General features: G+C 50.9%; 13 protein-coding genes and 1 tRNA gene. 9 read left to right on the plus strand and 5 right to left on the minus strand.

Features of this window, described 5'->3' with window-relative positions; genetic code table 11:
• The first annotated feature begins 18 nt into the window (after window positions 1-18).
• The 9 genes from minD (at window position 19) to ychF (ending at window position 6418) form a co-directional block, all read left to right on the plus strand.
• Window positions 19-831: a septum site-determining protein MinD gene (gene minD, locus ABD07_RS08245; RefSeq protein ID WP_090315069.1), complete on the plus strand. Its 813-nt coding sequence runs from the start codon at window positions 19-21 to the stop codon at window positions 829-831.
• Entirely contained in the window at window positions 828-1106 is a 279-nt protein-coding gene (gene minE, locus ABD07_RS08250) for a cell division topological specificity factor MinE (RefSeq protein ID WP_090315071.1), read from the plus strand. The genes minD and minE overlap by 4 nt, the downstream gene beginning before the upstream one ends.
• A gap of 155 nt (window positions 1107-1261) precedes the next feature.
• Entirely contained in the window at window positions 1262-1816 is a 555-nt protein-coding gene (gene lolB, locus ABD07_RS08255) for a lipoprotein insertase outer membrane protein LolB (protein ID WP_240142480.1), read from the plus strand.
• A 41-nt stretch (window positions 1817-1857) separates the two neighbouring features.
• Window positions 1858-2697: a 4-(cytidine 5'-diphospho)-2-C-methyl-D-erythritol kinase gene (gene ispE / locus ABD07_RS08260; RefSeq protein ID WP_160817896.1), complete on the plus strand. Its 840-nt coding sequence runs from the start codon at window positions 1858-1860 to the stop codon at window positions 2695-2697.
• 6 nt (window positions 2698-2703) lie between these two features.
• Window positions 2704-2778, plus strand: a tRNA-Gln gene (locus ABD07_RS08265).
• Window positions 2779-2932: 154 nt separating this feature from the next.
• Complete coding sequence (locus ABD07_RS08270) at window positions 2933-3883, plus strand: ribose-phosphate pyrophosphokinase (protein ID WP_108699345.1); 951 nt, start codon at window positions 2933-2935, stop codon at window positions 3881-3883.
• A gap of 60 nt (window positions 3884-3943) precedes the next feature.
• Window positions 3944-4564: a 50S ribosomal protein L25/general stress protein Ctc gene (locus ABD07_RS08275; RefSeq protein WP_108699344.1), complete on the plus strand. Its 621-nt coding sequence runs from the start codon at window positions 3944-3946 to the stop codon at window positions 4562-4564.
• A gap of 136 nt (window positions 4565-4700) precedes the next feature.
• Window positions 4701-5270: an aminoacyl-tRNA hydrolase gene (gene pth, locus ABD07_RS08280; protein WP_160817897.1), complete on the plus strand. Its 570-nt coding sequence runs from the start codon at window positions 4701-4703 to the stop codon at window positions 5268-5270.
• 56 nt (window positions 5271-5326) lie between these two features.
• Window positions 5327-6418: a redox-regulated ATPase YchF gene (ychF, locus tag ABD07_RS08285; protein WP_160817898.1), complete on the plus strand. Its 1092-nt coding sequence runs from the start codon at window positions 5327-5329 to the stop codon at window positions 6416-6418.
• Between the two features lie 127 nt (window positions 6419-6545).
• Here the strand turns inward: ychF and ABD07_RS08290 are convergent, their stop codons facing one another.
• Genes ABD07_RS08290 through ABD07_RS15005 form a run of 5 tightly spaced genes read right to left on the minus strand, consistent with a single transcriptional unit; the run spans window position 6546 to window position 13966 of the window.
• The gene (locus tag ABD07_RS08290) at window positions 6546-7643 is read right to left on the minus strand and encodes a virulence RhuM family protein (protein ID WP_205010675.1); all 1098 of its coding nucleotides are present in this window, start codon (window positions 7641-7643) and stop codon (window positions 6546-6548) included.
• Window positions 7644-7676: 33 nt separating this feature from the next.
• A complete protein-coding gene (locus ABD07_RS08295) occupies window positions 7677-8777 on the minus strand; it encodes a hypothetical protein (RefSeq protein ID WP_160817899.1) in 1101 nt (366 codons plus the stop codon).
• Window positions 8770-10563, minus strand: a complete 1794-nt coding sequence (locus ABD07_RS08300) for an AAA family ATPase (protein ID WP_160817900.1) — start codon at window positions 10561-10563, stop codon at window positions 8770-8772. Before ABD07_RS08300 ends, ABD07_RS08295 begins: the two co-directional genes overlap by 8 nt.
• Window positions 10560-12290, minus strand: coding sequence for a restriction endonuclease subunit S (locus tag ABD07_RS08305; protein WP_160817901.1), 1731 nt, complete (start codon window positions 12288-12290; stop codon window positions 10560-10562). Before ABD07_RS08305 ends, ABD07_RS08300 begins: the two co-directional genes overlap by 4 nt.
• Entirely contained in the window at window positions 12287-13966 is a 1680-nt protein-coding gene (locus tag ABD07_RS15005; RefSeq protein WP_338040576.1) for an HsdM family class I SAM-dependent methyltransferase, read from the minus strand. Before ABD07_RS15005 ends, ABD07_RS08305 begins: the two co-directional genes overlap by 4 nt.
• Window positions 13967-13975 lie beyond the last annotated feature (9 nt).

The raw sequence follows: 13975 nt of genomic DNA on the forward strand, positions 1-13975 counted from the left end.
ACAGCAAAGGAGGCTCAATTGGCAAGAATTATAGTCGTGACATCAGGCAAGGGCGGCGTTGGTAAAACAACCACAAGCGCGGCAATCGCCATGGGGCTGGCGAAAAAAGGGCATAAAACAGCGGTCATCGATTTTGATGTGGGCCTGCGGAACTTGGATTTGATTCTTGGTTGCGAACGCCGGGTGGTCTATGATTTTATCAATGTGATCAATGGCGAAGCCAGTCTCAATCAAGCGCTCATCCGCGATAAGAACTGCAATCTGCTGTATATCCTGCCGGCATCGCAAACACGCGACAAAGACGCGCTGACACAGGAAGGCGTGGGCAAGGTTTTAGACGAATTATCCAAGGATTTTGAGTACATTGTGTGCGACTCTCCCGCCGGTATCGAGAAAGGCGCCAATCTGGCGCTTTATTTTGCCGACGATGCCTTTGTCGTGACCAACCCGGAAATTTCTTCCGTCCGCGATTCGGATCGCATGCTGGGGATTCTCTCCAGTAAATCCCGCCGGGCCGAAAGAAATGAAGAGCCCATTAAAGAGTATTTGTTACTGACCCGGTATGATGCCGACAGGGTTAAGCTGGGTGAAATGCTGAGTCTGGAGGATGTGCAGGAAATCCTGTCGCTGGAGTTGTTGGGCATTATTCCCGAATCGAAATCGGTTCTATCCGCATCAAACGCAGGCATGCCGGTCATACTCGATGAGAAGAGTGAAGCCGGTCAGGCATACGCCGATGTCGTTGCGCGTTACTTGGGAGAAAAGCTGCCGCATCGGTTTATCGATGGTAAACAAGGGTTTCTCAGAAGGCTATTCGGAGGAAGAAAATGAGTTTACTGGACTATTTCAGATCATCCAAACCTAAAACCGCTTCGCTGGCGAAAGAACGATTACAGATTCTGGTTGCGCATGAACGCAGCTACCGTAATCAACCTTCGTACCTGCCACAATTGCAGAAAGAACTGCTAGAGGTTATCCGGAAGTACGTGAACGTCGATCAGGATGCGATATCGGTTAACTTTGAACAAGACGAGAATCAGGAAACACTGGAGCTCAATATCGTATTGCCTGATTTTCAGCAAACGAACAAGACGATCAATAGTTAACAAAGCACACTCCATATCCGTTGGTAATTGCGCAATTGATATCTGCCCGTTTTTATATTGAATTACCAGCAAGCAAGTTCAGAATTCAGCCGTGGAAAATTATTCTGGGAATTCTGGCTAGTTGTATTTTTCCGCTATTCTCCGGCTGTCAGCTATTGCCCGTTCAAACGCAACCCGAAGCGGCCGTAACGACCATCCAGACAGAGCCTGTTGCGGGTGCGCATAACGCGGTCGCTCCTGATTTCAACATCCTGGGCAGAATCGCGATTCAAGACGAGAATCAAAGTTTTTCCGGCAGCTTCCGCTGGCAGCATCTGGCCGCCAGCGACGAAATTTTGTTATTCACACCGCTAGGCCAAGCGGTGGCGGAAATTTCCAAAGATCACGAAGGCGTGCGGCTGATCACTTCTAAATTGGAAGCTTTTTATGCCAACGATGTGGAAAGTTTGACGGAAGAAATTCTCGGCTGGCGCTTGCCGCTCAATGGTTTGCAGTACTGGATACAGGGCATGCACTCGCCCGCAAACGCGTCACAAAAGGATTTCGATCATAAAAATCAGATTATCGCGATCCGGCAAGATGGCTGGCACATTCACTATCAAGGCTTCACGGCGGCACAACCCAACGCCGCAGCGCTTCCCCGGGTGCTGAATTTAGTCTACCAGAAACTGAAAATCCGCCTGGTTGTCGATGACTGGAAAGTTGAATAACCGTTTCTGTCATTAAAGCATAAGCGCTCAATCCCATTTTTATGTTCACATTCCCCGCTCCTGCCAAGCTGAATCTTTTTCTACATGTCGTTGGCCGTAGACCGGATGGTTATCATTTGCTGCAAACCGTGTTCAGGTTTATTGATTTTTCCGATCAAATCAGTTTCAAGTTACGCGATGACGGTGTCATCAAACTGCACAATCCGATTGCCGGAGTACCGGAAGAAAAAGATTTGTGCGTCCGCGCCGCCAAACTGCTGCAACAGCAAACTGGAACCACACAGGGTGTGGATATCTTTTTGCAAAAACAGATCCCGATGGGCGGCGGCTTGGGCGGCGGGAGTTCCGATGCCGCCACCACACTGCTGGCACTGAATCACTTGTGGAAAGTGAATGTAAACCCGGAGCAATTGCTCGAATTAGGACTTCAACTGGGCGCCGATGTGCCGGTATTTATTTTTGGGCAAAATGCCTTCGCTGAAGGTGTCGGTGAAAAACTCGCCGCCATTGAACTGCCACCGGCATGGTATCTGGTTCTTGTGCCACCGGTGCAAGTATCGACCGCAGAGATTTTTACCAGTAAGGAATTGACACGCAACACGATACCCATCACAATACCGCCCTTTTCTGTCTGGCAAGGGCATAACGATTTAGAATTAGTCGTTTGCCGGGCATATCCTGAAGTGGCAAGATGCTTGGAGTGGCTAAAGCGGCTAGAAAATACTACAATAGCGGCGATGAGCGGTTCGGGCGCTTGTGTGTTCGCAGAATTTGCCACGGAACAAGCAGCACGGGCTGCATTTGAACAGATTCCAGACGATATGAAAGGGTTTGTCGCAAAAGGATTGGATTGTCATCCGATGCACAAAACCTTGAACTAAGAATTTAGGGGAGTCGCCAAGTGGTAAGGCACCGGATTTTGATTCCGGCATTCGTAGGTTCGATCCCTACCTCCCCTGCCAGTATTTGGCTTGGTAGTAACTCCGGAGAGGAGACTATTTCATTCATTCTGATTGAGAATGAATGCGGAATAAAACAAAACTGTGATCATCACAGCTGCTATTTAACCAGAGAAACCTTTACTCCCTTACCAGCTAGCTAGCGCAAAGAAATATAATGGCTTATGACAGTTTGATGGTCTTTACCGGAACTGCGAATCCCAAATTGGCGGAGGATGCTGTGAAGCATCTCAATATCCATCTGGGGCGCGCTACTGTCGGACGCTTCAGCGACGGTGAAGTCATGGTGGAAATTCTGGAGAATGTGCGCGGCAAGGATGTGTTTGTATTGCAATCCACCTGCGCGCCCACCAATGATAGCCTGATGGAGATAATGGTCATGGTGGATGCGTTGAAACGCGCATCGGCCAGCCGTATTACCGCAGCAATCCCCTATTTCGGTTACGCCCGTCAGGATAGACGGCCGCGCTCGGCGCGCGTGCCGATTACCGCCAAAGTGGTTGCCAATATGCTGACTACCGTCGGTATTGACCGGCTGCTCACGATGGATTTGCATTCGGATCAAATCCAGGGTTTTTTCGATATCCCGGTTGATAATATTTATGGCATGCCCATTTTGCTCGGCGATATCTGGAAACATAATTACCAGAATTTAATCGTGGTATCGCCGGATGTCGGCGGCGTTGTCCGCGCCCGCCATCTGGCAAAGCGCCTGGAATGCGATCTGGCCATCATCGACAAACGCCGCCCAAAACCCAACGAAGCAAAAGTCATGAACATCATCGGTGAAGTCAAAGACCGAACCTGTGTGATTATCGATGACATGGTGGATACCGCCAATACGCTGTGCCAGGCAGCCAATGCGTTAAAAGAGCACGGCGCGAAAGCCGTGATAGCGTATTCCACGCACGCGGTATTATCCGGTAATGCGGTGGACCGCATCCGGAATTCGGCGCTGGATAAGCTTGTGGTGACCGATACCATACCATTGCGCGAAGACGCGCTGGCGTGCGATCGCATTTGCCAGCTGAGCATCGCCAACCTGCTGGCGGAAACCATGTTACGCATCAGCAATGAAAGCTCTTTAAGCTCATTATTCATGGAATAGATTACGTTTTTTTAACCGGTTTGTTTGGTCGCGAACAAACCATCTTTATGGAGTATCACAATGAAAATAGAAATCAGCGCTGATAAGCGCACGTTGCAGGGAAAGGGTGCGAGCCGCCGCCTGCGTGGTTCCGGTAAAGTACCGGCAATCATTTATGGTGGTGATCAAGCAGCCCAATCGATTGAGATGGATCACAACGATCTGTATCACAAACTCAAGCTGGAAGCTTTTCACGCCTCCGTACTGTCGTTAAGTGTCGCAGGAAAAAAAGAACCTGTACTGCTGCGCGATATCCAGATGCATCCTTTCAAACAACAAGTACTGCACGTGGACTTTCAACGCGTCGACAAGAATAAGAAAATACACATGAAAGTGCCGTTGCACTTTATCAATGCCGAAGCTGCACCGGGTGTGAAAACCTCCGGCGGTATTGTTTCTCATATCTTGACGGAAGTGGACATCAGCTGTCTGCCTGATGATCTGCCTGAATTTATTTCAGTTGATCTGGCCGAACTCACTGCAGGGCACACGCTGCATTTGAGTGATCTGGTCATGCCTAAAGGTGTAGAAACCGTGGCGCTGGGCAAAGGTGAAAATCTGCCGGTAGCCACAATCGTCATTCCTCGCTCGGTATTGTCCGAAGAAGCCGGTGCTGAGGGTGCGGGCGCTGAGAAAAAGTAAGCTGAGTGACAACACACTGAGCTGTTCTGGAAATTGGACAAATCTGCCGGGGTTGCAATATACACCGGCAGATTTTTCGTTTCTGGGCATGCTCTCAGCAACCCGATAAATTCTCACAGAAGCCTGACATCATTTCATGAAACTTGTCGTCGGATTGGGTAATCCCGGCAGAGAGTACGCCGGAACGCGCCATAATGCCGGTTTTGAGTGGGTTGACCGGTTAGCGCATACGCTGCACGCCACGCTAAGACCGGAAGCCCGGTTTCATGGGCTGTGCGCGCAGGTGCGGGAGAAAGATAGCGACTTGTGGCTGCTGGAACCGCAAACCTTCATGAATCGAAGTGGGCAGTCGGTCGCGGCACTGTGTCAGTTTTACAAAATCCTGCCGGATCAAATCATCGTGGTGCACGATGAGCTGGATTTACTCCCGGGCATCGCCAAACTGAAAAAAGGCGGCGGTTTAGGCGGGCATAACGGTCTCAAGGATATCGCCGCCAAATTGGGCACGCAGGATTTCTGGCGGCTGCGCATCGGCATCGGTCATCCGGGCGACCGCAACGCCGTGGTCGGCTATGTGTTGCATCCACCGAGAAAAGAAGAAGCGCCGCTGATCGATGAAGCCATTCAAAAAAGCCTGGAAGTCTGGCCGCTCATCGCGCAAGGCGCTTGTGAAGCGGCGATGTTGAAACTGCACACCAAAGCATAAATTCCAGCAATAATTCATCACATTGTTATTTAACCCTTTTTAATGAGAAACCGGTCATGAGTCTGAAATGTGGAATCGTGGGTCTACCCAATGTCGGCAAATCCACCTTGTTTAATGCTTTGACCAAAGCAGGCATCGCGGCGGAAAACTATCCTTTTTGCACTATCGATCCGAATGTCGGCATTGTCGAAGTACCTGATCCGCGCCTGCAAAAACTCAGCGGCATCGTCAAGCCGCAAAAAATACAACCGGCCATCGTCGAATTCGTCGATATCGCCGGACTGGTCGCAGGCGCATCCAAAGGCGAAGGACTGGGCAACAAATTCCTCGCCAACATCCGCGAGACCGACGGCATCGTCAACATGGTGCGCTGTTTCAACGATGACAACGTCGTGCACGTTGCCGGTAAAGTCGACCCGGTCTCCGATATCGAAGTGATCCAAACGGAATTATCCCTGGCCGATCTCGCCACGGTGGAAAAAGCGCTGCTGCGCGAATCCAAGGTGGCCAAATCCGGCAACAAGGATGCAATCAAATTGTGCGCCTTGCTGGAACAAGTGCAAGCGCATCTTGATCAGGGCAAACCCGCCAGAACAATGGACTTGGATAAAGAGCAAAAACTCTTATTGCAGCCGCTGTGTTTATTGACCGCCAAACCGGCGATTTACGTCGCCAATGTCGACGACCACGGCTTTGAAAACAACCCGCTGCTCACCCGCGTGCAAGAATACGCCGCCCAGGAAGGTGCACCGGTCGTCGCCATCTGCGCCGCTCTTGAAGCGGAAATCGCGGAACTGTCCGACGAAGACAAAAAAATCTTCCTAGCCGACCTGAACCTCGAAGAACCCGGCCTCAACCGCCTGGTGCGCGCAGGCTATGAACTGCTCGGACTGCAAACCTACTTCACCGCCGGCGTCAAAGAAGTCCGCGCCTGGACCATCCACAAAGGCGACACCGCCCCGCAAGCAGCCGGTGTCATCCACACCGATTTTGAAAAAGGCTTCATCCGCGCCGAAGTCATCAGCTACGACGACTTCATCGCCTACAACGGCGAACAAGGCGCCAAAGAAGCCGGCAAAATGCGCCTCGAAGGCAAGGAATATGTCGTCAAGGATGGCGATGTGATGCATTTCCGTTTCAACGTCTGATTGATATGTCGCAAAAAATGAAAATTTGCGACATATTGAATTGACCTGTCGCTGTGGGCGACACAAACTGACAATGCGTTGCTAAGATACAAAAATTAAGCCCTATCCACCCGGCACTCAAAGGTATTCATTTTTTCCCTGAATTAGGTTTCGTTCTGCTGGATTTCGGATTTCCATCCATCAGAGTTTTGGTTGCTTTCAACACTCGATCAAAATCGGATTCGATCTTCTGTGTCCGGTTAAATTCCGCGTATTCGGATAAAGCCTTCTGATCAGCCTGCATCTTGCTTACACGGCCTTTATGTGTCAGCACTTCAAATTCATTAAAGCTTAAAAACTTGTCTACACTTTCGGTCATATCGGCCATGCTCATTTGAAGCCGGTTTTCAATGATGTTTTCGATATAGTCGAAAAAACTGGAAATGGTACGTTCTAATCGCTTGATTTCCGGTTCGGTCAAATAGTTCTTAGCGACCGTTACATCTGAGGCGAGGATACGGCCATGAGGTGCATTTTTCCAAGTAAGTAAGCCCATGTGAGGAGCAGCGCGATCAGCTTTCTGCAGAATGATCTCGGCTGCGGTCTGACCGGTAATGGCGTAGTGAAACTTGTTTTGCACCATGGCATAGAAGTTTTGCGTGATGTCCGATTTTGGATCGTAATCAATACTGCATTCGGCAAAGATATCAGTGATTTGCTGATAGATACGCCGCTCGCTGGCCCGGATAGAGCGGACCCGCTCGAGCAATTCTTGGAAATAATCTTCGCCGAAAACCCGCTTTCCCTGCTTTAACCGCTCATCATCCAGCACAAAGCCTTTACGAATATATTCTTTGAGGATCTGGGTTGCCCAGATGCGAAACTGGGTAGCGCGCTTGGAGCTCACACGATAGCCAACGGCAATAATGGCGTCAAGGCTGTAGTGTTTGAGCGTGCGCCGGACGGCCCGCCCACCCTCATTCTGAACTACCGAGAAATCCTCGGTAGTTGCCGATTCCTCCAGCTCGCCCTCAGCAAATATATTCTTAAGGTGTAAGTTGATATTGTCCGCGCTAGTCTGGAACAAATCGGCCATAAGGCGCTGGGTTAACCAAAGAGATTCAGCGTGGATGAGCACTCGTACATGTACATTTTCATCATCACCGGAATAAAGCAGAAAAGGAATCTCGGCACCTTCTGTGACCATGATGGGTTGTTTCTCTGCTGGAATCTTTTTTTCATTCATATACTTCCTCAGAATATACTTGTTCAATGCCGGTCAAGACACTGATGCCAATTCACTGTGCCAGGCTGCAAGACGTGCGGGTTCAAGCATCGCCGAGCACAGCACTTGATGCACTTCATGGTGGGGTTGGCTTGGCAACAAATCGGCTTGCCACTGCTGCACATAGGCTTGTACATCGGCAAGTGTGTGTCGTGTTTGTGCCTTCTTAACTCGGCATCGTTCCCGTCCACGAAGAATATCCTGCTGATTGGCATACTCCGCTTTGAATTCACGTGTCCAACGATCGGCAAGATTGAGCAACTGACTGAGATTATCCACCTTTGGTTGATCAGCCGTCTCGATAGCTGTGCATTTCACTGTTAATTCAGGCAGTACATAATCAAGGTGGAACTTTCCATTGGCAGAGCGGAAATAGGGATGAAACCAATCGTCGAAGCTGCCCGCGCTGTGCACGTCCTTCTCGCCTTTATTTGCCGTTGAATTACACTCGCCGCAGATGGGAAGCAGATTGTCGGCACAGACGCTGAGCAAAGGAAAGGCACTCTTGGCGATCCAGTGATCCACCTCGGGCGTCTGGCCCAGTAAACCGCCACACAGCACACACACTTCATGGGCGTTGGGATTAGGATTCTGACGATGTGCTTCACGGAAGGCCTGTACGAAATTCGCATAATTTATGCCTCCAATCGCTACTGGAGTTCCATCAAACAAGTACGGTAAGCCACTGCGAAAACCTTTTTCATAGAAAGCCATCATTAGCGGCTTGAATGCGCTCCATGCAGTTTCGGCTACAACTGGCTTTGTCGCTGGCCAAGCTATGGGATTAGGTTGAAATTGATCGGCTAATCTCGATACTGTCAATATCCAGCTTCGAAGCGCGTTCTTTTCATTTACCGGAGTACTTGCAATTTCATTCGCATGTGTAAGCAAAGCTTGCCCTGCATCAATACGCTGCAAGAAAGTCCACAACCATTCCGCCTCAATGTGACTTGGCATTCGAGCTTTCAGATTATCCGGAGTGATATCTACAACATGAACATTCTCCTCGCATAACCATAGTGAAAACTTCTGCATCAGCCGTTGGCACGCCGCCAATGCAGGAGAGCAGGAAACATAATGAATGGGCTTAAGCATTCCCGCTCCGCCACATATTCAACAAAGTGCGCAATTCGCTACGATAAAACCCGGACCCCATGCGCAAGATCAATTGTTCTAATTCCGCAATCTCTGCGGGTGTACCGGTAGCTTGGCGTAGTTTTTGTTCGATGAACTCCTGTGCGCGCTTGCCAATACTGTCATCGGCGTCAAAAACAGTCATCATTAAAGCACTGGGATCAGTGGCAAACGTTGAATCGGTAACACTGCGTATCCTCGATCCATTCGCCGTTTTCTCTACCATCACGATTTCGTTGCTGAATGCATCCGAGAGCATGATGGAAGAGTGTGTCGAAATCAGAACATCGTTGGCAGTATTGCCAATAGCATGATCAATGATGTCTACAATTTCACGCTTCCATCGATCATTGAAATGCGTTTCCGGTTCATCGAGTAGCAGCAACGCATCCTGCTGGCTTTCCAGCAAATGAAACAATGCCATGCGCCCCAATACCATCCGTTCGCCATCCGACAAATCCTCGTAGCGCAGCACGCCGATATCCTGTTCACTTGTATCTGTACCGGCTTCGGGAACTGGCTGGCGGCGCAAGCGCAACAGCACCTCGTCAAACAAGCCAGCTTGATTCAACTCCAGCAAGCGCTTGAACAAATCGAAAGGAGTGGCATTTTCGGCGCCACCAAGTAAAGCCCACAAGGCTTCACCTTGGGTGAAGCTTGTGCTCAGATCGACAGTGCGTGTTGAGGAATCTTCTAAATTGCATGCACCCTTCAGGTCGTAGATCAATAGCCGACGTACCTCGAAGGGATGCGGTTCAGCAATCACCTCACCGGCGCACAACCACCAGTCATGCGCGGTTTCGCATAGCTTGCGATCCCAGTTATCCGCTTGTAAACGGCTACGAAAACTCACCGACACCAGATGGTGCCAACCACCCCGTTCCAACAGTTCTTGTAGCGCATTCTTGTTATCGTTACGGGAAAGGAATTTGGCCATTGCAGCATCTACCTCGGTTCGCCCCGGGTAATCGGCTGTTTCTACAAAAGCTTGGGGTAACGCTACCGCCAGTAGCGCACATTTGAGCAAAGTGTCATCCAGTAGGATGGGACGGCGGAATAAATCGGAATCGAGCGGTGTCTGGCTCTGACTCACTCGTGCTGCACGGGAAGATTCTTGTCGTGCGGCTTCCAGTGCTATTTCTTGGGCATTGGTCCATCCTGCGGGGCGTTCATCGCCCAGAATTTCATCACTAGACTCAAACAAGCCCTGCGCATCCTGATTTCGGCTCCAAACCGAACGCCAGGGCTGGAGGTCGCCAGTGGTATAAGCCAGCACGGCCGAGGGTAATGCGATCTGCGGTGGAGTGCTGTCGCGTAACGGCCAGCTCCCAGGCACAATCAATGCGGAGAAGCCCGGCACTAAGGGTACGCCCTTTAGATTCAGGTACTCAATACAGGTATCAAACACTTCTTGGCCATTTCGGTCATCAAAGGCAAAACGCTCATGCATCCACAAACTGGCTTGCTGGCGGTTATCGGGACAATGCAACAGCAGCGTGCGATGATTAGGCGAACCACGCATTCCCAGCTCGTAAATCAGGCTGACTGGAAATGGCGGCACTCGCAGATCGGCCAGCGCCAGAAACACCTCGGCCACCGCGCGCAGCAGGTTCGACTTGCCGCTTCCATTGAGACCCACAACAAAACGAATGGCGCATTCACGCGCCAACGGCGAACCACTGGCAAAGCATATCTTGATATCCGTGATCGGCGGATAATTCTGCAAGTGCAGGTATCGCAGCCTCATGCAGAATCCTCCTGCTCTCCCAGCGCCTTGCGTAAGTTCTCCACATCGGCAAGGCGTGTGGATTCTTCCGGCCGCAACGGGCGGAACGCCTTCAGATATTCGCGCTCACCGGTTTCGAGGCTCTGCTTGGGTAACGTTACTTTGGCGATCAGACCCAAGGCCGCCAACTGACCGAGCGTGCGGCGGATACGATTGTTCAGTGTCGGACCGAAAGCTTGCAGTCGTTCGGCCACCTGCTCATCATCACAAAAACCGGCAAATACATCCGGATCTTCGGCCAGCAAAGGGTTTCCGGTTTGTTCGCAGTACTCAGAAAATGCAACCAACACCTGCCGCTGAAATTCGCTAAGCTCGCCGAGCAGCCAATGGCGTGCGGGGCGCACCGTAGCATCCGCTTGAGCCGTAACAGTGATCACTCCTTCGGCGCTTGCATTGATGATATTGGCGCCGCGCTGGCGTAACAGAGCATCGCGCGCATTTGCTGCATCAGCAACTTCGGTTGTGTGCTTGTCTCTCCAAACAGCTGTCAATTCACCAGACAGTGCGTAAACGCTCAATGCCTCACGCAGGCCATTTGCAATGCTTTCCGACTTGGCAATAAGTTGACGAAGCTCCCGAACTTGCAACCAGAAATCACGGAACCATTCCTGCTCAGCGATAGGGGGGACTGGCAACTTCACCTTGGTCAAGTTTTCGCCGCTCAGATTACTCTGACCGGCGGTTGTTCGAATGGCATTTCTCATTGCTGCTCGCCCATAGGCACTATTCAGGAATGCACTCAGATACTCTGGTAACAAACGTGTCGTATCGGTTCGCAAGCGAATTAAATACGACGCATAGACCATGGCAAATTTGGCTATGTCTTCAGTTATGGGTGCAGAGCGACCAACATAGTCAGGATTGCCGTTAGAACGAACAATCAACACATCTGCAGAAGTTAGGCTCAGGCGTTTCAGTTCAATCTGCGTGAGATCGACATACTTCAAGTCCTCGGTGTCGACTTCACCTCCCATCACATTCGGGATGCGAAGAACCGCGACACCCGATTCAGCAGTGGCATCCGCTGAAACTGACGTGCCATATCGGGCCTCCACCAAGGTTCCGAGTTGCTCCCACTCAGGCTTCGCACTAGAGAGTACCAAGCGATCCAGAGCCGACTTGATCACCAAGTCGAGTTGCAAGCGTCTTAATTGCTGATTCTGGGCTGCCTCCGCCTGCCGCAGCACATCGACAATGCGCTGTTGTTCGGGGAGTGTAGGAAGAGGGATCTTGAATGATGCGAGCGCGCTAGTCTCAATGCCCGCTTGACTGATCCATCGTTTTGCCCGAGTCTTGGAATATCCTATCGCCCACAACTGGTGCAGGTAACTGGCCAGATATTCCGGTATCACCAGTTCGCGCTGCACCCGCAGTCGCGTCATATGATTAGAAAAAACATATTCGCCTTCTTGATCAAACACGGCGGTCTTGCCTACCCATTCCTCGCTGTTTGTGTTGTTGAAGATGACGTCACCCTTTTTCAAGGTATATCGTTCTCCTTCCTTTACACTGGCCGATATGTGTTTAATCCCTTCGAAGGTAATTTTTCCATCTGGCGAAACGTTGTGTGTGCGAATTTGTGGTGTCGTACCCTCATCTTCTTCGCCAGGCTTTTGTGCAAAACCTGGCTGCAGATCAATAACGATATTGCCAACGGTCGTTTCTCGCCAGCTTTCTGGCAATTTCATTCCCGCCCCTCCACCATCGCCAGCAACGTGTCCAGTTCGCTGATAATCTGCTGTTCGGTGGCCTTAAGCTCGCCAATCAACTCGGCTACACTCTTGTCGCTCTTGAGCTGAGTGAAGTCGAACGGTTTGTATTGCCCGGCGGACAAGTTCCAGCCACGGGCTTCGATACAGTCCGGGTCGAGCAGATCGTCTTTGAGCACACCTTTCTCGTCATATAAGCTATTCGTTAGCATCGCCTCAACATAATCACGGCGTACCAAACCATCGGCATCATGCGAACCGATCAGTTTGCCGTCGTCTGATTGCCATTCGTCGTTGCGCATCCATGCGCGCACGGGCACCACCCAGTGCTTGGCGGCTTTCAGTTCGGTAAGCTGATCGATAGCGAGACTGCGAAGTGTAACGTCGAAACCGTCGAGCTTAGCGACTTCACGCGCGCAAATTTCGATACGTTCGATGATGTCAAAATCGACTGGAGAATAACTGGTGAACGGCACAGTCTGAGGATTCGTAGCAGCATTTTCATGAAAAACAAGCCCCTCTGCCAATGCATTTTTAGTCAGATCTTTCCAGAATGGCAATGCTGGCGAGTCTTCTGGCTCGAAGAAACTTTGCACATTCTTTGTCGCACGGTTGAACTCTTGCAGTGGCATTTTGATGGCTTTCTGCCATTGACTTCGAAGCTGTTCTTTGGTCATAGTCTGATTGACTTGCCATTGATCCAAGACCGATCTGGCTGAGGCAGCAAAATAATGCACGATGGTGTCTCGTAGATATTTGCCGTAATCCCTACGTACCTGCGCCTCGGCCTCTTTCGGACCGGCCGGTAATTCAGCAAATAACTCATGGATACCCCATACCTTGCCATCCCACATTCTGGTATCAGGTAAATTCGCAAAGGCTGCACCCGCCGGTGTAAGCTCTTCACCAGTATCGCGCAGCAAGGCTTGGCGCCAACGCTCGTTACGAAAACTCGGTTGCAGCAGGGTTTTTTCATGCCGCTGCGCACCTTCGCGGCCGTGGATCCGCCAGCTCTTAAACTTTTCCAGTCCATCCCACAAATCGTTGCGCTGGCCAGGCCGGGGATTGCGCTTGGCGTCGAGCGAGTAACCGTCTTCTTCCACTTCGTAAAACCAGACGTACTCGGTGCGAGGCGCAATATTGCCGGTGAAAGTTTGCTTGTCGTCGCGGCGGGTCTCCTTGCGGAAAACGAGAATAGAAGTTTTAACGCCGGTATAAGGCTGAAACACACCACCGGGCAAGGAAATCACGCCTTCGACCACGTGCTCGGTAAGCAGCTCGCGGCGCAGACGCATGTGTGCATCGGTATTGCCGAACAGCACACCTTCTGGAATGATGACCGCACAGCGTCCGCCCACTCGCAGCAGATCGAGCATTAACCAGAGAAACAATAGCTCGCTTTTATTAGTCAGCGCGTCCTCTTTTTTCTTGCCTTTATCAGCAGCGCGAGGGAAAAGCTTGCTGTCTTTTTCCAGATCGTTGCTATCCACCGTGCCCGTAAAAGGCGGATTGGCGAGCACGAAGTCGTAGCGTTCTGATGTCAACAGCTCGGTCGAGCGTTTAGAGGGGTCGCGCTTGGATAGGCTATCCGCTTGATACAGGTGAGGGTTATGGATGTCGTGCAATACCAGATTCATCCAGCCGATTCGTGCCATGGTGCGGTC

The sequence above is a fragment of the Nitrosomonas oligotropha genome (assembly GCF_009833085.1).
GTDB classification, from domain to species: domain Bacteria; phylum Pseudomonadota; class Gammaproteobacteria; order Burkholderiales; family Nitrosomonadaceae; genus Nitrosomonas; species Nitrosomonas oligotropha.

Coding starts and splice junctions, on each gene's coding strand:
- minE (WP_090315071.1), top strand. CDS start 828: ATGAGTTTACTGGACTATTTCAGATCATCCAAACCTAAAACCGCTTCG.
- ychF (WP_160817898.1), top strand. CDS start 5,327: ATGAGTCTGAAATGTGGAATCGTGGGTCTACCCAATGTCGGCAAATCC.
- ABD07_RS08270 (WP_108699345.1), top strand. CDS start 2,933: ATGGCTTATGACAGTTTGATGGTCTTTACCGGAACTGCGAATCCCAAA.
- ABD07_RS08290 (WP_205010675.1), bottom strand. CDS start 7,643: ATGAATGAAAAAAAGATTCCAGCAGAGAAACAACCCATCATGGTCACA.
- ABD07_RS08295 (WP_160817899.1), bottom strand. CDS start 8,777: ATGCTTAAGCCCATTCATTATGTTTCCTGCTCTCCTGCATTGGCGGCG.
- ABD07_RS08275 (WP_108699344.1), top strand. CDS start 3,944: ATGAAAATAGAAATCAGCGCTGATAAGCGCACGTTGCAGGGAAAGGGT.
- ABD07_RS08305 (WP_160817901.1), bottom strand. CDS start 12,290: ATGAAATTGCCAGAAAGCTGGCGAGAAACGACCGTTGGCAATATCGTT.
- pth (WP_160817897.1), top strand. CDS start 4,701: ATGAAACTTGTCGTCGGATTGGGTAATCCCGGCAGAGAGTACGCCGGA.
- ABD07_RS15005 (WP_338040576.1), bottom strand. CDS start 13,966: ATGGCACGAATCGGCTGGATGAATCTGGTATTGCACGACATCCATAAC.
- ABD07_RS08300 (WP_160817900.1), bottom strand. CDS start 10,563: ATGAGGCTGCGATACCTGCACTTGCAGAATTATCCGCCGATCACGGAT.
- ispE (WP_160817896.1), top strand. CDS start 1,858: ATGTTCACATTCCCCGCTCCTGCCAAGCTGAATCTTTTTCTACATGTC.